Here is a 25,679-nt window from a genome sequence, read left to right as displayed (position 1 = left end):
TTATTTACGCAACTTCGGATCTAAAGCGTCTCTTAGTCCGTCTCCAACCACGTTAAAACCAAACATTGTAATACAGATAAATGCGGCTGGGAACCATAATCTCCATGGATAATACGTCATGGCCGGAATTCCATCAGAAGCCATTGTTCCCCAGCTAGCTAATGGAGCCGGTACACCAAGCCCTAGATAGCTTAAGAATGCTTCTGTGAAAATAGCAGAAGGAATCGTTAATGTCATTGTGACAAGAATGGGTCCCATTGAGTTTGGAATCAAGTGTTTAAATAAAAGTCTAGATGTTTTTGCACCTAATGTTTGTGCTGCAAGAACGTATTCTTGGCTCTTTAATTGTAAAACTTGTCCCCTAACGATACGTGCCATGTTAATCCAGCCTACGACTGTCATAGCAAGGATAATCGTTAATAATCCTTTTGGCAGAACCACCATCATTAAAATAACCATTAATAGTGTTGGAATTGCCCATAAAACGTCTGCGATACGCATCATGACTTCATCTGTACGGCCGCCTTTGAATGCAGCAATACTTCCCCAGATGATCCCGATGATCACGTCAAGAACTGCTGCAGCAAGACCGATGAAGATCGAAATTCTTGCCCCTACCCATGTACGAACAAACATGTCTCGGCCAAGATCATCTGTACCAAACCAATGCTCTTTTGATGGCGGTTGATCTGCATTAAGCAAATCTGTCGTTGAATAATCATATTTCGAGAACACTGGAACGAAAATGGCCAGAATCACAATAATGAAAATGATTGCAAGTCCAACCATTGCAAGTTTATTTGCACGGAAGCGAAGCATGGCATCCTTCCATAAAGATAGACTAGGTTTAGAAATTTTTTCAGATTCTGCTGCGTCAGCTGTCGCAGGCACAAATAAATCTTTTCTCATCTCTTCCATGTGTTAGACCCCTTTCTTCGCCTTCGTCAGTTTAATTCTAGGATCAATAATACCGTAGAGGACGTCAACAACTAGAATACTGACTAATAGAATAATACTGTAGAAGACTGTGACACCCATGATGACGGTGTAATCACGGTTTGTAATGCTTGTAACAAAGTGAGAGCCAAGACCAGGAATACCAAAAATCTTCTCCACGACAAAACTACCTGTCAACACTGAAGCTGCCATTGGTCCCATGTATGTGATAACAGGTAACAATGCGTTTCGAATGGCGTGTTTGATCGTCACAGCTGATTTTGTTAATCCTTTTGCTCTAGCCGTTCTAATGTAGTCACTATTTAATACTTCAAGCATACTTGACCGTGCAAGTCTAGCGATAAATGCCATTGGCATGAAGGAAAGTGCAATAGAAGGTAGTACGGTGCTTGCCCAAGACTCCCATCCTGCAACTGGGAAGATCGCTAAAAAGCTTGCCTCAGATGCAAATACATATTGTAATAGCGCCGCTAAGATGAAACTTGGAACTGAGATTCCAAAGATCGTTAAAATGGCAATCGTATAGTCTTGCCACTTGTTATGATAGAGCGCTGCAAGGACCCCAAACAATACACCAAATGCTAATGCGAGGAGAATTGCCTCAATTCCGAGGGTAAAGGAAACGGGGAATCCAGAACTGATTAAATCATTAACAGTTTGTCCTTTATATTTAAATGAGGGACCAAAATCTAATTTTGCAACTGAACCTAGGTAGCTCACGTATTGAACAAATAAGGGTTTGTCCAACCCGTAGTGCTCGTTTAGGTTTGCTTCAATTTCAGCAGGAAGTTTCTTCTCTCCAGAGAATGGACCACCAGGTGCTGCCTGCATGAGAAAGAAAGTTGCAGTTACAATAACAAACAGTGTGATTAAAATATATATTAATCGCTTACCGATATATTTAAGCAACGGAATTGCACCTCCATGATTTTACAACAATTTCTCTAATCAGCAAGAAAGGTATATGGAGAGACATCCTCCATATACCTTAAGATCCTTGCCGTAGATCTCTTACACTATAACTCTTACTTTTCGAAATGTGCCCATTTGTATTGAACATCACCAAGTCCAGATACAACCACACCTTTAAGTTTTGGATCTTGTACCCAAAGTTGAGTGTAGAAGTAAATAGGCGCTACAGGCATATCGTCGATGATGATTTTTTCTGCTTTTTTCAGCATTTCTTCACGCTTTGTTTTGTCTGTTTCTTTTGCAGAATCATTCAATAATTGTTTGTACTCTTTGCTTTCCCATCCAGTGTTATTGTTTCCACCGTCTTTATCTTTGTAAAGCTCAAGGAAGTTCACTGGATCGTTGAAGTCACCTAACCAGCCCATACGTCCGATTTGGTAGTCTCCACTGTGGATTTTATCGATGTATACGTTCCACTCAGAGTTATCAAGTTCAACGTTCACACCTAAATCTTTTTTCCACATTTCTTGAATTGCTTGTGCAATCTTTTGGTGGCCTTCATCTGTGTTGTAAGACAATTTCAATGTTGGAAGATCAGAAACTGACTTATAACCTAATTCTTTCGCACCTTTTTCAAGAAGTTCTTTAGCAGTCGCTACATCATGATCTTTGAAGTAACCAGTTTTGTTATCCGTGAATCCTTCCATTGTTGGAGGAACGATTGCCATCGCTGGAACTTGTTCACCTTGCGTAATTTTGTCAACGATTGCTTGACGGTTGATTGAGTAAGCAAGGGCTTTACGGATGTTCGCATTGTTTAAAGGTTTTACTTTTGTATTGAATTTGTAGTTATAGATACCAGCGATCGTTTGAATTTCAAGACCGCCTTCTTTTTTCAACGTTTTTAAAGACTCAGTTGGAAGGCTTCCAGTTGGAGAACCAGCCCAGTCAAGTTCGCCTTTTTTGAACATGCTAAGTTCAGTGTTTGTATCTTTGATCATAGACATGTTAATCTTTTTCAATTTCACAGTGTCTTTATCCCAGTATTCATTGTTCTTTTCAAGTGTGATAGAACCGCCGTGTTTCCATTTAGAAAGAACGAATGGTCCATTAGATACGTAGTTTTCACCAGCATTTGTGTACCAGTTTTTATTCTTTTCAGCCACTTTTTTGTTGACTGGCATATACGTATAGAATGCAGTTAGTTCAGTAAAGAACGGTGTTGGGTTCTCTAGCTCAACTACAAGCGTTTTGTCGTCTTTTGCTTTAATGCCAACATCAGAAACTTTTGCTTCCCCTTTGTTAGCAGCTTCAGCACCTTTAATATAATAAAGCTGGTAAGCATATTGAGATTCATTTTTAGGATCTAATGCCCATTTCCAAGCATATTCGAAGTCTTGTGCTGTGACAGGGTCACCATTAGACCATTTTGCATCACGAAGTGTGAATGTGTAAGTTTTACCATCATCACTTGTTTTGATATCAGAAGCCATTGCGTTTTCTGGCTTACCTTCAGCGTTAATTCTTGTTAATCCCTCAAAAGTCTGACGGATGACACTTCCTGAAGTTGAATCATTTGCCAATCCCGGATGTAGAGAAAAAGGCTCAGTGGAGATATTCACATTTAATGTTGTTTTAGCCTCTCCAGAACTGCTCGTGCTGTCGCCTGATTTGTTTCCGCTGAAACCACAAGCGCTTAATACAAGTGTGAAAATAAGCATTAAAGTAACAACAGACCAACGCTTTTTCAACTGTATTCCCCCTTATAATATGTTTTTAGTTCAAAGGTCTCGATAGAAGATGAGATTCAGATTTAAGAAATAGCGTAAAAAAGTCCCTGAATAGCTTACTTTCTATTTCTTTTGTTTTTTCTGAATTTTCACTATGTAAAGAGCCTAGCACAAACGTGTGAACAAATTCATTATAATGAATAGAATAATTTATTGCAATATCAATTTCACATATTTTTAAAAAACGTAAATGGGGATAAAGATTGATTTTTATAAACTAAAGTCTCAATCACTTCAACAAATTAAAGCGTAAATTGATTAAAATAATTTGACAAATTCAGCAGGAATAATGTTTTATACATATAATTAATCATCCTTTTTTAAAAAATTCTGACAGATAGTTACTATTTTATCTAAAATTTTAAGTGTCAAACGACATGATGAGAAGGTCACAAATAGGCTTCGTGACTTTTTCATGGTCATCCTTTATAATAGATAGACATACTGTTGCGATGAAAAAGAAGAGTACATATATTCACCATTTACAGAGAGTCTGCGGTCGGTGCAAGCAGATAATGGCATGTATGGAATGGGCTTTGGAGCAGCTAACCGAACACTTGACAGAGTCAGTAGGCTTAGACGGAGCAGTCTCCGATATCAACGTCTTGAGTGATTTCGTATTGAAATAACAAGGGTGGTACCACGGTTCATTCGTCCCTTTTCTGTTGAAAAGTGATGGGTGGGCCTTTTTATATTGAAGAAAAGAGGTTTTAGTATGACAAAAAAGACGATTTTCTCAGGCATACAGCCTAGCGGTTCTGTGACATTGGGGAACTACATTGGAGCGATGAAGCAATTTGTCGATCTTCAGCATGATTACAACGGCTACTTTTGTGTGGTCGATCAGCATGCCATTACGGTCAGTCAGGATCGTTTAGCCCTTCGACAAAATATTAGAAGCTTAGCCGCTCTTTATTTGGCAGTGGGACTTGATCCAGAGAAGGCAACATTGTTTATCCAATCAGAGGTACCTGCCCACGCCCAGGCAGGATGGATGCTGCAATGTGTCGCTTATATTGGGGAATTAGAAAGAATGACTCAATTTAAGGACAAATCTGCTGGTAAGGAAGCAGTCGTTTCAGGACTATTAACGTATCCGCCATTAATGGCTGGCGATATTTTATTATACGGTACAGACTTAGTTCCTGTAGGAGAAGATCAAAAGCAGCATCTTGAATTAACGAGAACACTTGCTGAACGCTTTAACCGAAAGTATAACGACATCTTTACTGTACCTGAAGTCAAAATTCCAAAAGAAGGCGCTCGGATTATGTCTTTAACAGACCCAACGAAAAAGATGAGCAAATCTGATCCGAACCAAAAATCTTTCATTACCTTATTAGATGAGCCAAAACAGCTTGAAAAGAAAATCAAAAGTGCTGTGACTGATTCAGAAGGCATCGTCAAATATGACAAAGAAAACAAACCTGGAATTGCCAACTTGCTGACGATTTATTCTGTATTAGGGAACGTATCGATTGCAGAGCTTGAACAAAAATACGAAGGCAAAGGTTATGGTGAATTTAAGGGAGATCTTGCGAACGTGGTCGTGGATGCTTTAAGACCGATTCAAGATCGCTATTATGAACTCATTGAGTCAGATGAGCTTGATCGCATTTTAGATGAGGGTGCTGAAAAGGCAAACCGTGCGGCAAACAAAATGCTGAAAAAAATGGAGAATGCAATGGGTCTTGGCCGGAAACGAAAATAAAACAAGCTTGCAGCATATTCAGCTGCAAGCTTTTTCTAATTCACTTTTGATTCGTTTTCCATTTCCCAAAGTTTTTCAAAAAATGGCTGTCCTTTAATCATTTTTTCACAAAAGGCTAAATGGTTTTCTGACCATCCATCAATGGTTTCGTTATAAAGCATGTTCCAAATTTCCTCGAAAGACATTCGTTTGATCTGGTTGTACATGCGCGGATTCCATTCTGTATACCAATAGGCAATTTCTGCTCGGTTTTGAAGCCCCTTTAGTTGATCTAGCGCCATAAACATCAGCTGCTTCAGCTGTCTTTCTTTTCTCGTTAATCCGCTGATATGCTGCGGTGGTAATGATAGGATGTGATATTCTTTCGTCGATTCAAGGCTGTCCGTCGTGAATTCATACTCCTCTGCCTTCACATCTTTCACCATTTCATACACCAATTGCTCCTGTCTTGGAATCAATCGGCTCTTTCTCACAGGGATGGAATAACCAATCGTATCCACAGCGATGATTCTAATCCCGTCCGTGACCACAAAGCAATACTCTAATTTACGGCGTTCATGATTTTTTCGAATATATGATTTCTCAAATACAGATTCTAGCAGCGTCTTTGGCAGCTCTGATAGATCATTCTCTATGTAATCAAACAAAGGACTCTGCACCTTGAGTAAAGGTACTTGATCTAACAGCTCCACGCTGTCCTCCTTGCGCCACTCATGAAAATGGCACACATTATAGCCATTCTCTTCCCCTTCAAACCAATTCACCCATACGTCATGAAGAAATAACATAACCAATCCCTCACTTTTTAAAAACTGTTGTCCACAGTATGGGCAAGGGATAGAGATATTATTCCAACTTTATTAAAACTTCTCCCTGACGGAAGGACGGCTTTATTTCCTGGGAAAAGGAGAACGTCTCGCAGAGTCCTTTCACGATTTTCTATAAGAAGAACCTTATTTTAGCTTTTTAGGATCAAGGGCATCTCTCAGTCCATCACCTAAGAAGTTAAAGCATAAAACGGTAAGTAGAATCAGTAAACCTGGGAACAGTGGATACCACCATGCTTGCACCATTATGGAGAAATTTTGTGCATCTTGAAGCATGTTTCCCCAGCTCGCCGTTGGAGGCTGGATGCCGAACCCTAGATAGCTAAGTGTCGACTCAGCTAAAATCACAGAACCAACTTTCAATGTAGCAGACACAATGATAGGGCCGATACAGTTCGGTAAAATATGCGAAAAGATGATGACATGGTTTTTCGTTCCGATCGTTCTTGCTGCGAGTACGAATTCTCTGGTGCGAAGTGACAAGAATTCACTGCGGATCAGCCTGGCAGTTGTTGTCCAGCCAGTCAGCGCAAAGATTAAAATCAATTTATCAATACCCGGTTTAAAAATTGTCACTAGCGTGATCAAGAGAAAAATATCTGGAATAGACAATACGACATCCACCATTCTCATGAGCACAGAATCAACAAAGCCTTTAAAGTATCCCGCTACCGCCCCAATGACGGTACCAATGGTGATGGCTCCGACTACTGAGACAAAGCCAACTAATAGAGACACCCTCGCTCCGTATAGCACCCTTGAAAAAATATCTCGACCAAACTTGTCGGTTCCCATAAAATGCTCTGCACTTGGAGGCTGTAGCCGTTTCAATAAGTCTTGCTGTTCCGGTGCGTAAGGTGCGATCACCGGAGCGAAAATAGCGGAAAAGATAATGACCAATAAAATAGCGGAGCCGGCAACCGCCAATTTATTTTTGAAAAATTTCTCGCAAAATAAACGAAGCATCGTCTCTGGTTTTGGCGGAAGGCCTTCTTTTAATTTGAGATCAACTGGAGGTGTTCCCATATTAGGTTGTGCCAATTGTGCTTCAGCTCCCTTCTAATATTCAATACGCGGATCAACGATCGCATAGAGAATATCCGCTATTAAGTTTCCAACGACCACGAGCACAGCAGAGATAACAGTCATCGCCATAATGACGGGATAATCTCTTGAAAAAGCAGAATCGATAAACAGTTTCCCAAGCCCTGGCCATGTGAAGATTTGTTCCACCACGACTGCGCCGCCAATAAAGGATGGAATCATGAGTCCAAAGATCGTAATAACAGGCATCAGACCGTTTCTCAATCCATGTTTGAAGATGACTTTGTTCTCTCTAAAACCTTTCGCTCGCGCCGTGCGAATGTAATCCTGCCGCATCACATCGAGCATACTTGACCTTGTATAACGTGTAAGGCCGGCCATATCAGCCGTTGCTAAAACAAAGGCCGGTAAAATAATATGATGAAGCCGGTCAAATAGATTAAAATCTGCATTTAAGGTAGAGACACCCCCGGTTGGAAACCATCCTAAATTCACCGATAACACCATAATCAGGATCAAACCAAACCAGAAATTCGGAATAGCCAGTCCGATAAATGATGTAACCGTAATACCATAGTCAAGTTTTGTATACGGACGTTTTGCTGAAAGAACACCAAATGGGATGGCAATGATCAGGGCAACTAATGTAGAAAAGATCATGAGGATGAGGGTATTTGGCAGCCGGGCAAAAATCAAATCCGACACGGGCGTTCCTTTTTTTACAATGGATGTGCCAAAGTCACCTTGAAGCATATTACCGAGCCATTTCATATATTGTACATATTCAGGATCGTTCAAGCCGTACTTATCAATAAAGGCTTCCCGGTCTGCGGCACTAATGGTCGGGTCCATCATGAGTGACATCGGATCGCCTGGTGCTGCTTTCATAATCACAAAGGACAAAATCGTAATACCAAACAAAATCGGGATAGAAAGAAGTGTCCTTCTAATGATATATGTAACCATGTGCACAACTCCTTTTTCATCGAATGGCCATACTATGATGAAAAAAGGGGAGATCCCTCCCCTTCTTCACTAGCAGACTACTGTTCAATCCACCATTTTTCAATTTTGTAATATTCATCTTTCGGGTGGTAAGAGTAGCCTTGTAGATTAGATGGCATCGCGCGATGTGAGTTGGCATAATAAAGGAACGTATACGGCTGATCTTCTGCAATCAGCTCATAAATTTTTTCATACGCCTTTGAATACTCTTTTCGATCACTCAAGTTTTTGGCATCAACTAGCAGTTTATCGACTTCTTCATTTTTATACCAAATGTTATTTAAGCCTTTTTCAGACTGACTCGAATGGAAAATGCTGTATTGGTCAGGGAATGTCGCTAAGCTCCAGCCGAGTAATAACGCATCATAATCCCATTTTGGCGGGGTTGTTTGCTCGATTAATGCACTAAATTCTACAATTTGCGGTTTTGCTTCAATGCCAATTTCTTTGAGCTGCTGCTGGACAACGACAGCAATATCTTCACGGACTTTGTTTCCTTGGTTCGTCTTCAAGACGAAGGAGAACTTCTTACCGTCCTTATCAAGATAACCATCTCCATCTGTATCCTCCCAGCCTTCTTCTTTCAGCATCTTTTTCGCTTTTTCTTGATCAAATTCAAATACTGGGACATTTTCATTTTTAGGGTAGTTCCATGACAGCGGGCTTTCTGGGATGTTGGCTACTTTCCCGTCTCCATTTAACACTTGATCGACAATCGTTTGACGATCAATGGCATGGGTAAGAGCTTGACGGACTTTTTTACTTTTGAACAGTTCGTTTTTCTGATTCCAGCCAATATATGAATAATTTAGCCCTAGATCAGATTCAATTTTGATGTTACTAACTTTTTCAGCTGTTTGCAGTTCTGCTCCAGGCACTGCAAAGAAATCAATATCACCTGCGGATAGCTGAGCCATGGCTGCATTTTGATCAGGAATCGTTTTAATGGTGACTGTATCAAGGTATGGCCGTCCATCCCAATAGTCATCAAATGCTTCGAGTTTGACATAGTCTCCTTCTTTCCACTCGGCAAATTTAAATGGGCCAGAGCCGATTGGATTTTTTCGGTTAAATTCATTTTCGCCAAGATCCTTTATAGGGACATCACCTAAAATATGCTTTGGTAAAATGCCATAGCTTCCTAGCGTGACATTATAAAAATATGGATCTTTTTTATTCAGCTTAAATTCGACCGAATAGTCCCCTGTTTTTTTGACAGACTCTAATACTTCAAAGCCTGATCCACGCTCACCATTGTAATCCTTATTGATCGGAATGCTGTATGTAAACACAACATCATCAGCAGTCAGTTCTTCTCCATCATGAAACTTCACGCCTTTTCTAATGGTCACATCAAACTGTTTGCCGTCATCGGATTCTTTAATATCTTCTGCCAACGCCAGCTGTGGGTTTAACTTTCCATCTGTTTGCAGTAAAAAGCTATAGATTCTTTCTTCAATATCAGAACTTGCCACGTCTGTTGAGTAAAGTGAGTTAAATAATGTAGGCTCTGCAATCGAACCAATGACAAGATCGCCGCCTTGTACAGGTTTACCTGTGGATTTCTTTTCACTGTCTCCAGACGTTTTATTTCCACCAGAACAAGCAGCAAGGATCAATGTAAAGATCAGCAGCAAACTGACCAAAATGGACTTTCTCTTTCTATCTTTCATAGACAATTCCCCCTATCTTTTTTAAAAAATGATGACAGAAGCCCGTTTTATCCCCCCTCTCAAAGATGAGATCATACAAGCGTGATCAAGCGTCGTAGAGGTGGCAGGCCACAAAGTGGTTCGTTTTTAATTCTTGAAATTGTGGTACTTTTTCTTTACAGACTTCTTTCGCATGCGGGCATCTTGTATGAAACACACAGCCTTTTGGCGGATTTGCAGGGCTTGGTAAATCCCCTTGCAGCATAATCCGTTCCCTTTTCACCTGACCTTTTTTACGGGTGACTGGAACGGAAGATAAAAGCGCCTGTGTATACGGATGAAGCGGATCATCGTACAGGCTATGTTTATCCGCCAGTTCCATCATTTTCCCAAGATACATGACGCCCACTCGATCACTAATGTGGCGGACCACACTGAGATCGTGAGAGATAAAGAGATAGGTGAGGTCAAACTCTTCTTGAAGCTCTTCCATCAAATTGATGACCTGCGCCTGAATGGAGACGTCAAGCGCTGAAACAGGCTCATCTGCTATGATCATTTCAGGATTCATAGCAAGTGCACGAGCGATACCGATCCGCTGCCTTTGTCCGCCGGAGAATTCGTGCGGGTATCGATTCGCAAAACTTGGGTGAAGGCCGACTTTGGATAAAAGCTGTTCTACTTTTTCATTTCTTTCTTTTAAGGAATATAAGTGATGTGTTTTGTAGGGTTCTTTGATGATACTTCGAAGTGTTTTTCTAGGGTTGAGTGATGCAAAGGGATCTTGAAAAACCATTTGGATGTTTTTCCTTGTTGATTGTCTTAGTTTTGATTCAGATACATGAGAGATATCTTGCCCTTTAAATAGAATTTGTCCTTCTGTTGGTTCATATAAACGAATCATCGTCCGTCCTAATGTGGATTTACCGCATCCAGACTCTCCAACGATGCCTAACGTTTCGCCTTTATAAATGTTTAAGTCGATGCCGTCAACCGCTTTGACTGCTCCTACTTTCTTTTGCAGCACCCCAGCTTTAATCGGAAAGTGTTTTCGTATATTTTTTAATTCCAGGATGGTTTCTTTCTCAGATCGATCTGTCATGTATGGTTGATTTTCAGCAAGTGTCATGTTTGGCTTGCCTCCTCATATAAGAAACACCTGACGCTTCTACCATTTTCAAAGGTTGTCAGTTTGGGCAATTCACCTATGCAGCGTTCCATTACTTTCGGGCATCTAGGCGCAAAACGGCATCCTGCCGGAAGCTGATCTGGCGCAGGGACATTTCCTTTTATCGCCGTTAATGGCTGAATGTCTCCGTCAATGACCGGAATGGATTCAAGCAGTCCTTCTGTGTATGGGTGAAGCGGCTGATCAAACAACTCTTCAACGGTTCCATTTTCAACAACCTGTCCGCAGTACATGACAATGACGCGGTCTGCTACTTCCGACACAACACCTAAATCATGCGTAATGAGAAGTATAGATGTACCAAAGGTCGAACATAAATCTTTCATTAAGGTCAGCACCTGGGCTTGTATGGTCACATCGAGAGCAGTAGTCGGCTCATCCGCAATGAGGAGCTTCGGATCACAGCTTAGCGCAATGGCGATCATGACTCGTTGACGCATACCGCCGGATAAACGGTGCGGGTAATCTTTGATGATTTGTTCTGGCCTGGAAAAGCCTACAAGCTTTAGCAAATCAATCGCTTTTTTGGTCGCTTCTTTTTTTGAAAGTTTTTTGTGGTAAATGAGGATTTCTGTAATTTGTTCCCCGATGGTTAAGACGGGATTAAGTGAGGTCATGGGTTCCTGAAAGATCATGGATACATCATTACCGCGAATATTGCACAATTCCTTTTCACTATATGTAACAAGGTCTTTTCCATCAAGCTTAATGGAACCATCCATAACCTTCCCACCAGTCCCATTAATCAGACCCATGATGGATAAAGACGTAATACTTTTACCAGACCCAGACTCACCGACTAATGCGACTGTTTCCCCTTTTTTGATACTAAAATCAACGCCATCAACAGCAGGTATTGGTTCCTTTTTTCGAAAAAAATAGGTTTTTAAGTTTTGCACTTCAAGCAGTGTGCTCATGCATTCGCCCCTTTCTCCATAGATTAAATGAACCGGATCAAAAAATTCTGTCTTTTTAGAATAAAAAGAATTATCAAAATTTATATTTGTATATTATTACATCACCATGACGAAATCAAGAATTATTTAGTAAAATTGTAATATGTCACTTTTTTTGTGAATGTTTGTATTTATGATTCTATCGCCTTTAAAAACGTTTCCGCTGGCTCCGCAATCATAGACTCCTCGCTGATTCGGTGCTCATCGAAATACTTTTTCACGATATAAAATCCAGTGGCATAGCCAAGCATTTTGGGGTAGTTCCCCTTTCCATAAAGGAGATTCTGTATCAGCCTTTCGTCGTCCTGCACTTTCTGATAAAGGTGACTGGATACCCATTTCTTGTACATGCGCTGCAGTTGCGATTCGTCATATAAAGTCGTCCACTTTGCTGTATAGCTTTCTCCATATCTATGATACACAGCATATTCAGCGAGCCCCTCCATCATGATTGTATCAAGGAATGTAAAATCTTTTTCTTCTTTCGTGAGAAAATGCAACCTGCATACATGGTGATATTCATGCGTCAGCAACGTACCGATTCGCTCCTTCGGTGTATGCGGGGATAAAAAAAGAAAGATTTTGTCATCAAATGCCATGCCTGATTGAAAGTAAAATTGTTCTCTGATCTCTTTGCTGCTCTCATTAACAGGCAAAATAAAGACGGGGACATCAGGACCTCCCCACTTTTTTTGCAGCGCTTTGTATTCTTTCATCACAAGCTTGAAATACCCTTTTTCTTTGAGCTTGTCGATCATTTCCTGGCAGGCGTTCCATGATCGCACCATTCCGTGATGTTGTAAATGGGCGAGAATAGATGATCCTTCTTTTTTCTCCGCTCCTTTAAAATAAGGGACAAAACGTGCCGCCAGCTCCTGAAATGATGATGATTGTTGGATGAGATATTGTGTATTGATCAGACCCATACCGCTGAACACCTCCATTTTCATCATATGCAAAAAGGCGGCGATCTGTTTATAGATCGCCGCCTTCTTAAGACATATTACGCTTCGTATTTTTTGAAGATAATTGTCGCATTGTGCCCGCCAAAACCAAGTGAGTTGCTCAACGCAACTTGTACTTCTTTTGAACGTGCTTCATTTGCTACATAATCAAGATCACATTCTTCATCTGGTGTTTCAAGGTTAATCGTTGGCGGAATGACACTGTCTTTAATCGCCAGAACAGAGAAAATCGCTTCTACTCCGCCTGCTGCGCCAAGTAAATGACCTGTCATTGATTTTGTCGAACTGATCGCAAGCTGATTCGCATGCTCTCCGAACACTTCTTTAATCGCCATTGTTTCAAACTTATCATTATACGGTGTGCTTGTTCCGTGGGCATTGATATAATCAATTTCTTCCACTGTTAAACCTGCATCACGAATTGCTTCTTTCATTGCACGTACACCGCCTTCTCCGTTTGGAGCAGGTGCTGTGATATGGTATGCATCTCCAGTTGAACCGTAGCCAACGATTTCTGCATAAATGGTCGCACCACGTTTTAACGCATGCTCTAATTCTTCAAGAACAACAATTCCCGCTCCCTCACCCATCACAAATCCGTCACGGTTTTTATCAAATGGACGACTTGCTGTATCTGGATCAGGATTTGTCGAAAGGGCTTTGTTTGCACAGAAACCAGCAAACGACATTTTCGTTAATGGTGCTTCTGTTCCACCTGTAATCATCGCATCTGCATCTCCGCGCTGAATGACTTTAAAGGCATCACCAATGGAGTTTGTTCCTGTCGCACATGCTGTCACTGTACAAGAGTTAACCCCTTTTGCGCCAAGTGCAATCGAAATTTGACCTGTCGCCATATCTGGAATCATCATTGGAACGAAGAACGGGCTTACGCGTCTTGCTCCTTTATTTGAATACACTTCGAATTGCTCTTCGAATGTTTCAAGTCCGCCAATACCAGATCCAACCCATACCCCAACACGAGGTGCGTTTTCATCTGTAATTTCAAGGCGTGAATCTTCTAAAGCCTTTTGAGCAGCAACGACTGCATATTGTGTGAAGCGTGCCATCTTTCTCGCTTCTTTTTTCTCCATGTAATCTTCGATGTTAAAATCTTTTAGTTCTGCTGCTACTTTTGCTGTATATTCACTTGAATCAACACGTGTGATCGGGCCAACACCTGATACACCTGCTACAGCATTTTTCCATGTTGTCTCTACATCGTTGCCAAGAGGTGTCAAAGCACCTAATCCTGTAACAACTACTCGTTTCTTATCCATTAATTTGTGCACCCCACTCTTTTATCGGCCCCATCGCATAGCGATTGCGCCCCACGTTAATCCGCCACCAAAACCAACCATTACAATCACATCACCGTCATGAATTTTTCCGGCTTCGATTTCTTCACATAGTGAAATTGGAATGGATGCTGCTGATGTGTTTCCATATTTATGGACTGTTTTCGACATTTTTTCAACTGGCAGCTCTAAGCGTTCGCGTGCCGCTTCCATAATGCGAATGTTTGCTTGATGCGGAATCAAGAAGTCTACGTCTTCTTTTGATAGTCCAGCTTTTTCAATCACGTTAACACTTGACTCGCCCATTTGTCTCACAGCAAATTTAAATACTTCTCTTCCATTCATGATTGTATGATCTTTTTCATCTAAGTACAAGTGCTTCCCGCCTCTTCCATCGGCTCCAAGCTCAAATGATAGAATTCCCTTGCCTTCGCTGACTGTTCCTAGTACAGCAGCACCTGCTCCATCTCCAAACAAAACAGCTGTGTTGCGGTCATCCCAGTCGGTAATGCGAGAAAGCTTTTCTACACCAACGACAAGCACGTGTTTATAAGTGCCAGATTCGATAAATTGTTTTCCAGTAACAAGCCCATACATAAAGCCAGCGCAGGCAGCGCTAATATCCATTGCACATGCTTTATGTGCACCGAGCTGCTCTTGAATCATACAAGCGACTGTCGGAAATGCTTGATCTGGCGTAACTGTCGCTACAAGAATCATATCAATATCTTCTGCAGCCACATCTGCGTCAGCTAATGCTTTTTTTGCAGCAGCAAGTGCCATATGAGATGTATTGACATCATCAGATGCAATTCTTCTTTCTTCTATACCTGTTCTAGTACGAATCCACTCGTCAGAAGTTTCAACCATTTTTTCTAAATCACGATTTGTTAATACTTTTTCAGGTATATAGCGGCCAAGGCCAATAATTCCAGCATTCATTGAATAAGACTCCTTTTACTCATACGAGCATGTGATATTGTGATCTTATATTAGTATCTGGTACTAATTTTACCTTATTTTTTTCTCCTTGGCAATACAAACGTCTAACCTTTCCTCTCACTTTTTTCATAGATTAATGATATACCAATAGTAGAAAGGAACATGTGATATGGCGCAAAAGGATATTTTCTCAGCAATGATGTTTGGTCAGCCGCTTGAAAAGGAGAAAAGCAAGACAGAAAAAAAGGAGGAGCGTGCAGAGACTTCTTCAAGTGATGACTCCATTGACTACATGCATGTCATGAATCAAATTGGAAACATTATGAACTCCATCGATGAGCTGAAGCCTGTGTTTAAAGATGTCGGCCCTATGATTAGTGCCTTCAAGAAAAAATTATCATAAAAAAAAAGCCACTATTCTGTGGCTTTTTCTGATGCTGCATCTGCTTTTCCAAGCTCATATGCCTCTTGCATGACAGATGTAAACAATGAGAGAAGCGGCTGAAGTGCTTGTGGATCAAGCTGAATCCCTGCTTTATCTAATTCTTCTTTTGCTTGTGGAAAATACTTCATCGCAATTTGTAAAAACTCCATCGATTTTTCGTGTTGCATGTTCAACGTCCTCACTTTTCATTTGGCAATTTGCCTGTTTTTTTGTAATTCGCAATATCCTTCTCAATGTCTTTCACAAAAGCGCGGTCTATGGTTGAGCTAAATTTCCCCATTTCGATCACTCCTTCTTTAAAGTCAAAGGAGTACTCACCTTGTTCGTTTAGCTTGCCTTCATTAAACTTCTTCGCAATGATACTGTACGCTTTATCGACATGCTGTACAGTGCTAGTTAACACCGTATGGCTTCCAAGGTTGGATTGATCAGTGACATATCCGATCGCAGATAAATTGTCGGTTTTGATTTGTTCAATGACAGGGATATTATAACCATCACCTGCTGGATACACAACATCTACACCTTGTTTTTTCAATTTTTGATAGAGGTTCACCGCTTTGTCAGCATCATCCCAGTTTTCGACAAATTCCGCTAGGACTTGCACATGTTCGTCCTGATATTTTGCACCTTTGATAAAACCGTCTACTTCACTTTGCCAATCATATGTAGCCAGAATACCAATCTTTTTTGTTTTGGACATATGTGCTGCTGTCATGCCTCCGAAAAAGCCCATTGCTTCTCCTTTAAACGTGACGTTTGTGACATTATCAGCTTGAGGCTTGCCTCCATTGACCGTGATAAATTGTGTTTTCGGATAATCTTCACTGATCAAGTTGAAAATTTCGCTGTATTCATTGCCATGGCCAATAATTAAATTGACTCCTTTTTTATGAAATTCTTCAATGGCATCAACGATTTTCTCCTTGTCGACCATCCCTTCCTTATAATAAACATCTACACCAAATGTTGATTGGATATTTAATAAGCCTTTATAACCTTTCGTTCCCCAAACTTGATCATTAATCGTATCGGGGACGAGTAAACCCACCTTCTCAATATGTCCTTTTAACGGCGCCTGCGAGCAGGCAGATAGCATAAGAAGAAGGAACGAAAAGATCATGACAAGCCGCTGGTACTTCATGCCATGTTCAACTCCCTTTGCAACACGCAGGCATGAACCTGTATGTTAAATATAGGTTTATTTTATACTGAAAAAAGATAAGATGGAAGATCATTCTTGCTTTTTGTCGAAAAATGTTGAGTTTTGTCTTTTCCATTCTGCTATGATTTCTTCTGCTTGTTTGTCACCTGTTTGTCTTTCTACCTTCAATTGATGGATCATTTCCTGCCTTTGATCAGTCCGTGCCCACTTTAAAAGCTCCTTTGCGACATCTTCTACAAAAAATGCGTGATCGTCCTTTATTCGTCTCTCTTCATGGAGTGTCCACGGACCAAACATGCGTGGAAGGATAACAGCCGAAACGCTTTGTTCATGCGAATGGCTTTCGGGTTCTTCGTAAAACAAGCGGTATATGCCATGCTTCGCTTCGAGGTCTGTCTCTCTGTTCATTGAATCATCTGATTGAAAAAAGATCAGGTCATATGCCTCTTTCCTATCTTGACGATCAATGACACGGACAAGGTCATTACGGCCGAGCCACATCATCCGCTCTTCTAATAACATTTTTTGCTCCTCTGACTGCTCCTTAGGATATGTGATATCCACTTGTATGCCCTCTTTCATCATATATTCACAAAGTGTCAGTCCAAAAAATTCATCTGCACCTATGATCAGTCCTGTTTCCATGTTCATGTCCCCTTTTTTAGCATATCGAATAAAAAGAAGAGCCCTTTCCATGAAGGGCTGTTATCATCCTATTCATTACAATTCTCTTTCATGCGATTTATAAAACTTGTGAATGGACTGAAAGATTCTTCTTGGATGATCAAACATATGCAAGGTAAGGTCCATCTGACAATGGTCTGGATTCATCATATGTTGATCAATAAAAGGCTTTGCATGTAGTTCATAGGCATACGGTGCGCCGTTTAGTCTCTGCCATATATGAATCGGTACATGAGCTGAATGAACGGGGCAAGAAGGAAGTGGATACGTTTCTGCTTCCTTTGCAGAGCACCCATAGCTCTGTGCGAGTTCTTTCATGAACTGTTTGTAGAAGAATTTGTGTTCCTTTTCTCTTTCTCTTTGTGCTTGCAGGTGTAAACATGGATTCATCACGGCTATAGACCTTAGCACTTCTGGCATTTCTTCGGCAAGACTCATGGCGACAAGTGCGCCCATTCCCTCTGCCAGCACATGAATTTCCCGGTTTAATATTTCTTGTTTTAATGTGTGATGAACAAGCTGTTTCGCACTAAAAACAGCATCTTCACATCCCCAGTGATTCCCATGAAGATGACTATTAAACAATGTATATCCTTCATCCTTTAAAGCAGTTAATAGCTGGTTTCTTCCGTAATGCTGAAGCCAGAATGATGTATTTTCCTGCACAAAGTGATTTCGGTCACCGAGGATTAGAATGCCAAAGCCATTTGGTTTTTGAGGAAGGTGAATGACGTTCCACTGGGAACCAAGCTGGAAAAAACGTTCGCTTACACCCATATGGCCAGCCTCCTTTCAGTGATTCTGCTTTCTATGATATGAACAACAACTCTTGTAGGAATAAGGAAATCCCCTAAGACAGAAGAATTCTTTTTATTTTTATAGTAGAAGGTCTCAAAATGGTCACATAAAGGCGGAAAACAGTCTTTTCTCTGAACTCGTATCTATGGTATGATAGTCAATAGATTGTTACATAAAGGACGGTGGAATAATGCATTACATTATCACCCTCATTTGGACTTTTCTGCTGACACATATGGCTGGTTACATCGTTTCATCTATGAATGGAGCTGCTTATGATTTTACGTTAACTTCCATTCTTGCCATAGTGTTTACGGTTATTTTATTCATCTTTGCTGAAGTAAGTCCAATGAAAGAAACAGAAAGTTCAACAGAACATTCTTAATATTGCTGGAAAAGAGCTAATGATTTGAGGTTAGCTCTTTTTCTTTTTTTCAGAATGATGACCAGAAGTTGAGAGCGCACACTAAAACCCCCTGCCGTCAATTACAGGGGGTTTTTAAGTTACACCTCAACCGTTTCGGACTTCTGTTTGTCTGCTGACAAATGGCTTTTCGCTAGCCCTGTGAACAGGAAGATCGCGATGCCTGATAAAATCTCAAGCACACCACCCCCCGCAATGACAGGTCCTGCTCCAAAGCGTTCTGCCAGGACGCCCGATATGACGGCTGCAAGCGGGAGAAAGACATTTGATGACGCATTGATCACGGCATATACTTGCGGCTGATCTTCTTGGTCAACAGACGTTTGAATAATGACCATCTCTGGGACATTGATCGCACTGACGGCTGCACCAAAAATAAAGGAAGCTAGAAGAACGACTGGAAGCCATGTACTCATTCCAGTGATAAAGAATGCAGCACCTTCAATCATGCCTGCGACAATAAAGAACAAGCCGAATCTTTTGATTTTCACCTTCGCCAGTGCAAAGCCCATCATAAACGCACCGACTGCAGCGACACCTCTTAAAATGGAATACACCATTGAATCACTTTGCAGCGCTTCTGCTACATATACAGCGGATAATGCCTGCCACGGAGCTGCGGCGACATTCATTAAAATACAATAAAGGGTCAGTGCAAATAAAATATGATGATTTTTAACGACTAGAAAGCCTCTTTTTAAGTTATACAGATATGTATTCTTTGCTTGTTTAATGTCTGCTGCTTTTTCTGCATCTGACTTTTGGAGTTTAACGCCAATAATGAACAAGCCCGATATGATAAATAAAGCAGTGGTGATTAGGAGCGTATCTGCAGGGCCAATTAATTTGACCAAAAGACCAGCGACCATCACCGCAGCAAGTGCGACAATTTCAAAAGATGATTGCAGGATCGCATTTGCTTTTTGAATGAGATGCTTTGGAACAATCTGCGGCAGGATGGCCACAGAAGCCGGGTTATATGCTGCACCTGTTGCCGATTGAATAACCATTAATGAGATCAATAACCATAGAGGCAATATGTGCGAAAAATGCAGTAGTGGAATAATGAGTACAATGGTTGCTCGAATGACATCTGAAGCAAACATCCATTTAGATAAATGATGTCTTTTCATAAGAGGTCCTAGTATTGGGGCCAACAATGATGAAGGAAGAACTGTCACTGCTAGAAGAAGTCCGGTACCGAGCGCTCCATCCCCTCTTAAAATCAATAACCAAAGAACGGATGTAAAAGCAAAACTTTCTCCTGTATTTTTTATGAGTCTTGATATGAACAATGAGGTGAAGCGTTTATTCCAAACACTTTCACTGAGATTCATCTTTTCCATCACACAAATCCTTTCAACCTTATACTATTCTTACATATTTTACCTTAATCTTTCTTTTTTTCATACTATTTATTTGAAAATTGGAACTTAATTGTTTTTTATTATAAAGAAAAAAGAGGCATGACACATGCCTCTAAAGACTTATTCATATGGACTCTTAGTCAATTGCTTACGGCTTTCTTTGGTAAGTCCAAACGCGGTTATGGTTCGAGTTATCCGGAAAGACGTCTCCTGCTTTAAGCTTTATCTTTAAAGGATCTTTCACCATACTACCGGTCTCACCGATTTCGATATAAACACCATTATTAGGTGCCTTATTACCAGATTTAAACTGATGCTGTTGACCCATTTCCATCCTCCTTTCTCGATTGATGTTATTATGTCCCGTCCATTGCCTCTCCAATCCAATATGTAAAAAGTCCCTGCTCAGTCGAGACAGGGACACTTGTGATTTATTTAGGTTGTTGATACATGAGTTCTTTGATTAACGCTTTTTGCACATGCAGACGATTTTCTGCTTGCTGGAATACTTTAGAGTGTGGTCCATCAATGATATCAGCCGTCACTTCTTCTCCGCGGTGTGCCGGCAGACAATGAAGGAAGATATAATCTGCTGTTGCATGTTGCATGAGTTCCTCATTGACTTGATATTCTTTAAATTCTGCTAGACGTTTCTCTGTTTCAGCTTCCTGTCCCATGCTTGTAAATACGTCTGAATAAATGACATCTGCATCCTGAACAGCAGCTACTGGATCTGTTGTGACGATGACTTCTGCGCCTGATTGTTTTGCAAACGCCCGGGCAGTGTCTGTCACCCCTTGAAGAGGTTCATAGCCTTTTGGTGATGCAACGGCAATGTCACAGCCTAACTGCGCGCAGCCGACCATTAAGGAATGAGCCACATTATTCCCATCACCGATGTACGCCACTTTCACACCTTTTAGTGTGCCTTTTGCTTCTTTAATCGTCAGTAAATCAGCCAGTGCCTGACATGGATGAGAGTAGTCCGTTAGTCCGTTGATCACTGGAATAGAGGCGTATTTTGCAAGTTCTTCTACCTTCTCATGTTCAAAGGTTCGAATCATAATGCCATCTACATACCCAGACAGCACCTGCGCTGTATCACCAATCGTTTCTCCTCTGCCAATTTGCAGATCATTTGAGCTGAGGAAGAGCGCATGTCCGCCTAGCTGCGTCATGCCCGCTTCAAACGAGACACGGGTTCTAGTTGAAGATTTTTCAAAGATCATCGCTAATGTTTTTCCTTTGAATAAATCTTGATATGGATGTTGTTTCATTTCTTCTGCTTTTTCAATTAAGTACGCAATGTCATTGATCGAAAAGTCTTTTAACGATAAAAAGTCTTTTCCATATAATGCCGGTTGCACGTCGACTTGGCTCATGCCGTCACTTCCTTTTTATATAATTCGTGGAGAGATACTGGTGATACATCTCCATCTTTTCCTTGCAGGAACGCTTGCGCCGTTTCATATTCGGTTAGAACTTGAACACCATGTGTGAGTGCTTTTACACGCTGTTCTTTTGCCTCTTCATCATCACCTAAATGAATGTGAAGCGATTTATCGTCTTGTTGCAGCCACGATTCAAAGCTGCCAGTCCAGACGTCAAAGCCTGCTCGTTTTGCTTCATCTACGAATAATTCACTGCCTTGTATAAAGAGGCTTCCTTTCTGTTTCCAGATCGGTGCAAACACTTTTTTCAAGGCGCTTTCGACGTTCTTTCCTACACACATTCCTTCACCCGTCGCCTTCATTTCAGGTGTGAGCTTTAAATCGATATCTTGAATGGCATGTGAGGAGAAGACTGGGAATTTAACAGCTGTGCCCCCCTTATTCTTCGTTGCCGGTTTCAATTCTTCAAGCGTTGCACCAGCTAACAGCTGAGTCGCCATTGGAATCATGTCAACACCCATGACTTTACTTACAACTGGAACAGTCCGGCTTGCCCGAGGATTCACCTCTAATACGAGCGCCTGATTCCCTTTTATCACAAATTGAATATTCATAATGCCTTTAAAAGCTAATTTCTTTGCGATTTGTTCAGAAGCGTTATACACCTGTTGTTTGATGTCTTCACTAATAGAGACACTTGGTAAGATGGCAAAGCTGTCACCTGAGTGTACGCCCGCTTTTTCAATATGCTCAACAATTGTTGGAATGAATGTCGTTTGTCCGTCTGAAATGAGATCCACTTCCACTTCTTTTCCAGTGACATACTCATCAATTAAGATCGGATAAGGTAAATGATCTGGCTGATCAAGTAGTTCTGCCAATTGAGCTTCTGTATGAACAACGATCATGCCCATTCCACCAATGACATATGATGGACGAATAAGAACAGGGTACCCGATGCTTGCAGCATGCTCCAGTGCTTCTTCTTTTGAATGTGCTGTATCTCCTTTTGCATGAGGAAGATTCAGTTCATCAAGAAGCTGATAGAATAAATCGCGATCTTCTAATGCATCTAGTGTGTCAAAGGACGTGCCTAACAAGGTAACGCCGGCTTTTTCTAAACCTTCCGCCACATTGATTGCTGTCTGCCCGCCAAATTGAACGATGACAAAATCAATTTGCTCCGCTTCAACTACGTTTAAAATATGTTCTAACGTGATCGGCTCAAAGTATAAACGATCTGCAATCTCATAATCGGTACTAACCGTTTCTGGATTATTGTTCATCATGATGGTTTCAAATCCAAGCTTTTGTAAAGTAAGAACGCCATGAACGGCACTATAATCAAACTCGACCCCTTGCCCAATTCGAATCGGACCAGAGCCAATGATGAGTGCACGCTGCTTTGTTTTCTCTTGATGCTCTCCATCACTTTTGCCAAAGTACGTAGAATAGAAGTAATTCGTTTTTGCATCGAATTCAGCCGCACATGTATCGACAATTTTAAATGAAGCGGCAATGCCATACTCTTGACGAAGCTGTCTGATATCTTGTTCACTGCGATCCGTCAGAGAAGCGATTGTTTCATCAAGGAAACCTTTTTCTTTCACCTTTCTTAAGGTGTCTTTGGATAGCGTCCCCTGATGATTCTTCAATTCTTGTTCGAGTGTGATCATATTCTTGAAGACATGTAAGAAAAACAGATCAATCTTCGTCGTTTCATGAATCGTTTCAACGGTTTCTTGTCTGGAAAGAAGCTCCATGACAGCGAAGAAACGGCGATCGTCCGGTGTTTTGATTAATTCAAACAACTGTTCAGTCGAATGTTCTTTCAGTTCAGGCAAGTGGAAGCCCTTTGTTTTGATTTCAAGTGATGCGACGGCTTTTTGAATGGCAGATTCTAAATTACGGTCAATCGCCATGACTTCACCAGTCGCCTTCATTTTTGTGCCTAATTTCCGGTCTGCCTGTTTAAATTTATCGAACGGCCAACGCGGGAATTTCACCACGACATAATCGAGTGCCGGCTCAAAGCTAGCATACGTTGTTCCTGTAAGCGGATTTTTCAATTCATCTAGTGTATAACCGACCGCAAGTTTTGCCGCCATTTTGGCAATCGGATAGCCTGTTGCTTTCGATGCAAGAGCAGAAGACCGGCTGACCCGAGGGTTGACCTCAATGACAAAATATTCTTTGCTAAGTGGATCAAGAGCGAACTGGATATTACAGCCCCCAACGACATCAAGCGCTGAAATAATTTTTAAGCTTGCTGAGCGGAGCATTTGATAATCCTGATCCGTTAATGTCTGTGACGGTGCAACGACAATCGAGTCGCCTGTATGCACACCAACTGGATCGATATTTTCCATGTTACATACAGTGATACACGTATTTTGACGATCTCTCATGACCTCATACTCGACTTCTTTAAAGCCAGCAATGCTTTTTTCAACTAAGCACTGATGAATCGGACTCGCTAGAAGAGCACCTTCAATCAGCGGTTTAAAAGCCTCTTCAGTTAAAGCGATGCCTCCCCCTTTACCACCAAGTGTATAGGCTGGTCGAAGAATGACAGGAAAGCCCACTTCTTTTGCAAATTGAAGGGCGTCTTTCGCATTATCCACAATTTCACTTTCTGGTACAGGTTCATTCAAATGCTTCATGAGAGCACGGAATTTCTCACGATCTTCACCGTTTTCAATTGTTTCAACTGACGTTCCGAGCAGTTTTACCCCATGCTTTTTCAGCACACCGGCTTTTTCCAACTCGACAGCAAGGTTTAAAGCCGTCTGTCCTCCAAGATTGGCTAAAAGACCATCTGGTTTCTCTTTTTCAATGATTCTTGTCACTGAATCAACTGAAAGCGGTTCAAAATAAATTTCATCAGCAAATGACTCGTCTGTCATAATGGTTGCTGGGTTGTTATTCACTAAGATGACGTTGTAGCCTTCTTCTTTTAAGGCCATACAACCTTGTGTTCCTGAGTAATCAAATTCTGCTGCCTGACCAATGATGATTGGACCAGACCCGATGACTAGAATGGTTTGTATGCTTTGATCTTTAGGCATGTGCGACTTCTCTCCTTGCTTGTTTCACTTTCTCAATAAAATCATCGAATACCCATTCACTTTCTGCAGGGCCTGGATGTGCTTCTGGATGAAATTGAACGGACATAATCAGCTTCTCTTTATGAATGAATCCTTCAACAGATCCGTCATTCACGTGGAGGAATTTGACGTCCACTTCTTTGTCATTCATGCTTTTTTCATTGACCACATAGCTATGATTTTGGCTTGTCATAAAGACACGTTTTGATTCTGTATCTTGTACAGGATGATTCGCCCCGCGGTGGCCAAAAGGAAGCTTATACGTATCCCCGCCAAGCGCAAGAGCAATTAATTGATGACCTAAGCAAATGCCTAGTGTCGGGAAGGTCATCATGATGTCATGAATGGTTTTTAAATATGGCTTCATTGTTTTTGGATCTCCAGGTCCATTTGACAAAAGGATCGCATCTGGCTTGATATCAAATACCTTTTCCATTTGTTTGTACGGAATCACTGTGACTTTACAGCCGCGCGCTTCGAGTGAATCCGCAATTGATTTTTTAAAGCCAAAATCAATGAGTGCTACATGATCCTCGCCGCTGCCTTGTGTGTATACTTCATCTTCTGTGACCTGCTCAACCACATTGTCTTGCTTCATTGCAGGTGGCGTTTCATTTTCGTCTAAACTAAGCACTGCATTCATCGTTCCATTTGCTCGAATGTTCTGCACGACAGCGCGAGTATCTGTATGTGTAAGAAGCGGAATGTTCCACTTCTGTAAATAATCTTTTAAGCTTACGGCTGCAAGGTGATGAGAAAAATGGTCAGCTGCCTCATAGACAACGACCGCTTTCACTTGTGGTTTTTTGCTCTCAAAGTCTTCATGATTGATGCCGTAATTTCCGATGAGCGGATATGTGAAGACAATGATTTGTCCTTTATAAGAAGGATCTGTGAGCACCTCCTGATAACCTGTCATCCCTGTAAAAAAGACCACTTCACCTGTCATGCCAGCTTCTCCTGTCAGATCTCCTTCAAAAGAGGCTCCATCTTCTAAATTTAAATAACCTTTCATGCTTGTGTCACCCCATATTGAATAATTAATAATAT

Annotated in this window: 24 protein-coding genes and 1 other annotated feature; of the genes, 3 read left to right on the top strand and 21 right to left on the bottom strand. The window is 41.1% G+C overall.

Annotation, left to right across the window (positions count from 1 at the left end):
• From M2353_RS05735 to M2353_RS05725, 3 genes are all read right to left on the bottom strand, one after another.
• Positions 1–918 carry an ABC transporter permease gene (locus tag M2353_RS05735; protein WP_017360167.1) on the bottom strand — a complete coding sequence of 306 codons (918 nt, stop codon included), beginning with the start codon at positions 916–918 and terminating at the stop codon, positions 1–3.
• A 3-nt stretch (positions 919–921) separates the two neighbouring features.
• A complete protein-coding gene (locus M2353_RS05730) occupies positions 922–1,866 on the bottom strand; it encodes an ABC transporter permease (protein WP_007499022.1) in 945 nt (314 codons plus the stop codon).
• Positions 1,867–1,982: 116 nt separating this feature from the next.
• A complete protein-coding gene (locus M2353_RS05725) occupies positions 1,983–3,620 on the bottom strand; it encodes a peptide ABC transporter substrate-binding protein (protein WP_284725098.1) in 1,638 nt (545 codons plus the stop codon).
• A gap of 482 nt (positions 3,621–4,102) precedes the next feature.
• Positions 4,103–4,321, top strand: a binding site (T-box leader).
• Between the two features lie 53 nt (positions 4,322–4,374).
• Here M2353_RS05725 and trpS point away from each other — a divergent pair.
• Positions 4,375–5,370: a tryptophan--tRNA ligase gene (gene trpS / locus M2353_RS05720; protein ID WP_268356302.1), complete on the top strand. Its 996-nt coding sequence runs from the start codon at positions 4,375–4,377 to the stop codon at positions 5,368–5,370.
• Positions 5,371–5,405: 35 nt separating this feature from the next.
• Here the strand turns inward: trpS and M2353_RS05715 are convergent, their stop codons facing one another.
• The 9 genes from M2353_RS05715 to M2353_RS05675 all read right to left on the bottom strand — a co-directional run bounded on the left by M2353_RS05715 (position 5,406) and on the right by M2353_RS05675 (position 15,248).
• The gene (locus M2353_RS05715) at positions 5,406–6,158 is read right to left on the bottom strand and encodes a YjbA family protein (RefSeq protein ID WP_008348490.1); all 753 of its coding nucleotides are present in this window, start codon (positions 6,156–6,158) and stop codon (positions 5,406–5,408) included.
• Positions 6,159–6,323: 165 nt separating this feature from the next.
• Positions 6,324–7,223, bottom strand: a complete 900-nt coding sequence (opp4C, locus tag M2353_RS05710) for an oligopeptide ABC transporter permease (RefSeq protein ID WP_008348491.1) — start codon at positions 7,221–7,223, stop codon at positions 6,324–6,326.
• Between the two features lie 33 nt (positions 7,224–7,256).
• The gene (locus M2353_RS05705) at positions 7,257–8,207 is read right to left on the bottom strand and encodes an ABC transporter permease (protein WP_284725097.1); all 951 of its coding nucleotides are present in this window, start codon (positions 8,205–8,207) and stop codon (positions 7,257–7,259) included.
• Between the two features lie 77 nt (positions 8,208–8,284).
• The gene (locus M2353_RS05700; RefSeq protein WP_025207149.1) at positions 8,285–9,919 is read right to left on the bottom strand and encodes a peptide-binding protein; all 1,635 of its coding nucleotides are present in this window, start codon (positions 9,917–9,919) and stop codon (positions 8,285–8,287) included.
• Positions 9,920–10,004: 85 nt separating this feature from the next.
• Entirely contained in the window at positions 10,005–11,000 is a 996-nt protein-coding gene (locus tag M2353_RS05695; RefSeq protein WP_029575386.1) for an ABC transporter ATP-binding protein, read from the bottom strand.
• Between the two features lie 23 nt (positions 11,001–11,023).
• A complete protein-coding gene (locus M2353_RS05690; RefSeq protein WP_178930030.1) occupies positions 11,024–12,004 on the bottom strand; it encodes an ABC transporter ATP-binding protein in 981 nt (326 codons plus the stop codon).
• 170 nt (positions 12,005–12,174) lie between these two features.
• Positions 12,175–12,969 (bottom strand): DUF2268 domain-containing putative Zn-dependent protease, encoded by a 795-nt coding sequence (locus tag M2353_RS05685; protein ID WP_056407963.1) that lies wholly within the window; start codon positions 12,967–12,969, stop codon positions 12,175–12,177.
• Between the two features lie 77 nt (positions 12,970–13,046).
• On the bottom strand, positions 13,047–14,288 hold the full coding sequence (gene fabF, locus M2353_RS05680) for a beta-ketoacyl-ACP synthase II (RefSeq protein WP_008348501.1): 1,242 nt from the start codon (positions 14,286–14,288) through the stop codon (positions 13,047–13,049).
• Between the two features lie 21 nt (positions 14,289–14,309).
• A complete protein-coding gene (locus tag M2353_RS05675; protein ID WP_024720058.1) occupies positions 14,310–15,248 on the bottom strand; it encodes a beta-ketoacyl-ACP synthase III in 939 nt (312 codons plus the stop codon).
• Positions 15,249–15,417: 169 nt separating this feature from the next.
• Between M2353_RS05675 and M2353_RS05670 the strand changes: the two genes are divergently transcribed.
• Entirely contained in the window at positions 15,418–15,651 is a 234-nt protein-coding gene (locus tag M2353_RS05670; protein ID WP_008348506.1) for a hypothetical protein, read from the top strand.
• An 11-nt stretch (positions 15,652–15,662) separates the two neighbouring features.
• Here M2353_RS05670 and M2353_RS05665 read toward each other — a convergent pair whose 3' ends face one another.
• The 4 genes from M2353_RS05665 to M2353_RS05650 form a co-directional block, all read right to left on the bottom strand.
• Positions 15,663–15,860, bottom strand: coding sequence for a ComZ family protein (locus M2353_RS05665; protein WP_008348507.1), 198 nt, complete (start codon positions 15,858–15,860; stop codon positions 15,663–15,665).
• 11 nt (positions 15,861–15,871) lie between these two features.
• Positions 15,872–16,837 carry a BMP family ABC transporter substrate-binding protein gene (locus M2353_RS05660; RefSeq protein ID WP_017360174.1) on the bottom strand — a complete coding sequence of 322 codons (966 nt, stop codon included), beginning with the start codon at positions 16,835–16,837 and terminating at the stop codon, positions 15,872–15,874.
• 90 nt (positions 16,838–16,927) lie between these two features.
• On the bottom strand, positions 16,928–17,503 hold the full coding sequence (locus M2353_RS05655) for a nad binding enzyme (RefSeq protein WP_144666830.1): 576 nt from the start codon (positions 17,501–17,503) through the stop codon (positions 16,928–16,930).
• A gap of 75 nt (positions 17,504–17,578) precedes the next feature.
• Positions 17,579–18,319: a hypothetical protein gene (locus M2353_RS05650; RefSeq protein ID WP_284725096.1), complete on the bottom strand. Its 741-nt coding sequence runs from the start codon at positions 18,317–18,319 to the stop codon at positions 17,579–17,581.
• A 211-nt stretch (positions 18,320–18,530) separates the two neighbouring features.
• Between M2353_RS05650 and M2353_RS05645 the strand changes: the two genes are divergently transcribed.
• Positions 18,531–18,725 carry a YjzD family protein gene (locus tag M2353_RS05645; RefSeq protein WP_024720055.1) on the top strand — a complete coding sequence of 65 codons (195 nt, stop codon included), beginning with the start codon at positions 18,531–18,533 and terminating at the stop codon, positions 18,723–18,725.
• A gap of 119 nt (positions 18,726–18,844) precedes the next feature.
• On the opposite strand, the gene M2353_RS05640 is transcribed toward M2353_RS05645, so the two are convergent.
• The 5 genes from M2353_RS05640 to M2353_RS05620 all read right to left on the bottom strand — a co-directional run bounded on the left by M2353_RS05640 (position 18,845) and on the right by M2353_RS05620 (position 25,644).
• Positions 18,845–20,110, bottom strand: a complete 1,266-nt coding sequence (locus M2353_RS05640) for an MFS transporter (protein ID WP_007499050.1) — start codon at positions 20,108–20,110, stop codon at positions 18,845–18,847.
• 169 nt (positions 20,111–20,279) lie between these two features.
• Positions 20,280–20,459 carry a YjzC family protein gene (locus M2353_RS05635; protein WP_008348517.1) on the bottom strand — a complete coding sequence of 60 codons (180 nt, stop codon included), beginning with the start codon at positions 20,457–20,459 and terminating at the stop codon, positions 20,280–20,282.
• A gap of 103 nt (positions 20,460–20,562) precedes the next feature.
• The gene (argF, locus tag M2353_RS05630; protein WP_284725095.1) at positions 20,563–21,513 is read right to left on the bottom strand and encodes an ornithine carbamoyltransferase; all 951 of its coding nucleotides are present in this window, start codon (positions 21,511–21,513) and stop codon (positions 20,563–20,565) included.
• Positions 21,510–24,590 carry a carbamoyl-phosphate synthase (glutamine-hydrolyzing) large subunit gene (locus M2353_RS05625; RefSeq protein ID WP_056407968.1) on the bottom strand — a complete coding sequence of 1,027 codons (3,081 nt, stop codon included), beginning with the start codon at positions 24,588–24,590 and terminating at the stop codon, positions 21,510–21,512. Before M2353_RS05625 ends, argF begins: the two co-directional genes overlap by 4 nt.
• Positions 24,583–25,644: a carbamoyl phosphate synthase small subunit gene (locus tag M2353_RS05620; protein WP_017367005.1), complete on the bottom strand. Its 1,062-nt coding sequence runs from the start codon at positions 25,642–25,644 to the stop codon at positions 24,583–24,585. Before M2353_RS05620 ends, M2353_RS05625 begins: the two co-directional genes overlap by 8 nt.
• Positions 25,645–25,679 lie beyond the last annotated feature (35 nt).

Origin of the sequence: Bacillus aerius, from assembly GCF_029894105.1 — a bacterium.
In the GTDB taxonomy this organism is placed as follows: Bacteria; Bacillota; Bacilli; order Bacillales; family Bacillaceae; genus Bacillus; species Bacillus altitudinis.
The sequence above is the reverse complement of the archived record's forward strand: the minus strand, read 5'-3'. Positions and strand labels throughout refer to the sequence as shown.

Bases quoted from the DNA above. Each gene is read 5' to 3' on its own strand.
- M2353_RS05670 (WP_008348506.1), top strand. From the start codon at position 15,418: ATGGCGCAAAAGGATATTTTCTCAGCAATGATGTTTGGTCAGCCGCTT.
- argF (WP_284725095.1), bottom strand. From the start codon at position 21,513: ATGAGCCAAGTCGACGTGCAACCGGCATTATATGGAAAAGACTTTTTA.
- M2353_RS05705 (WP_284725097.1), bottom strand. From the start codon at position 8,207: ATGGTTACATATATCATTAGAAGGACACTTCTTTCTATCCCGATTTTG.
- M2353_RS05685 (WP_056407963.1), bottom strand. From the start codon at position 12,969: ATGGGTCTGATCAATACACAATATCTCATCCAACAATCATCATCATTT.
- M2353_RS05690 (WP_178930030.1), bottom strand. From the start codon at position 12,004: ATGAGCACACTGCTTGAAGTGCAAAACTTAAAAACCTATTTTTTTCGA.
- M2353_RS05715 (WP_008348490.1), bottom strand. From the start codon at position 6,158: ATGTTATTTCTTCATGACGTATGGGTGAATTGGTTTGAAGGGGAAGAG.
- M2353_RS05695 (WP_029575386.1), bottom strand. From the start codon at position 11,000: ATGACAGATCGATCTGAGAAAGAAACCATCCTGGAATTAAAAAATATA.
- M2353_RS05645 (WP_024720055.1), top strand. From the start codon at position 18,531: ATGCATTACATTATCACCCTCATTTGGACTTTTCTGCTGACACATATG.
- M2353_RS05625 (WP_056407968.1), bottom strand. From the start codon at position 24,590: ATGCCTAAAGATCAAAGCATACAAACCATTCTAGTCATCGGGTCTGGT.
- M2353_RS05650 (WP_284725096.1), bottom strand. From the start codon at position 18,319: ATGGGTGTAAGCGAACGTTTTTTCCAGCTTGGTTCCCAGTGGAACGTC.
- fabF (WP_008348501.1), bottom strand. From the start codon at position 14,288: ATGGATAAGAAACGAGTAGTTGTTACAGGATTAGGTGCTTTGACACCT.
- M2353_RS05700 (WP_025207149.1), bottom strand. From the start codon at position 9,919: ATGAAAGATAGAAAGAGAAAGTCCATTTTGGTCAGTTTGCTGCTGATC.
- opp4C (WP_008348491.1), bottom strand. From the start codon at position 7,223: ATGGGAACACCTCCAGTTGATCTCAAATTAAAAGAAGGCCTTCCGCCA.
- M2353_RS05640 (WP_007499050.1), bottom strand. From the start codon at position 20,110: ATGGAAAAGATGAATCTCAGTGAAAGTGTTTGGAATAAACGCTTCACC.
- trpS (WP_268356302.1), top strand. From the start codon at position 4,375: ATGACAAAAAAGACGATTTTCTCAGGCATACAGCCTAGCGGTTCTGTG.
- M2353_RS05675 (WP_024720058.1), bottom strand. From the start codon at position 15,248: ATGAATGCTGGAATTATTGGCCTTGGCCGCTATATACCTGAAAAAGTA.
- M2353_RS05620 (WP_017367005.1), bottom strand. From the start codon at position 25,644: ATGAAAGGTTATTTAAATTTAGAAGATGGAGCCTCTTTTGAAGGAGAT.
- M2353_RS05735 (WP_017360167.1), bottom strand. From the start codon at position 918: ATGGAAGAGATGAGAAAAGATTTATTTGTGCCTGCGACAGCTGACGCA.
- M2353_RS05635 (WP_008348517.1), bottom strand. From the start codon at position 20,459: ATGGGTCAACAGCATCAGTTTAAATCTGGTAATAAGGCACCTAATAAT.
- M2353_RS05655 (WP_144666830.1), bottom strand. From the start codon at position 17,503: ATGGAAACAGGACTGATCATAGGTGCAGATGAATTTTTTGGACTGACA.
- M2353_RS05660 (WP_017360174.1), bottom strand. From the start codon at position 16,837: ATGAAGTACCAGCGGCTTGTCATGATCTTTTCGTTCCTTCTTCTTATG.
- M2353_RS05665 (WP_008348507.1), bottom strand. From the start codon at position 15,860: ATGCAACACGAAAAATCGATGGAGTTTTTACAAATTGCGATGAAGTAT.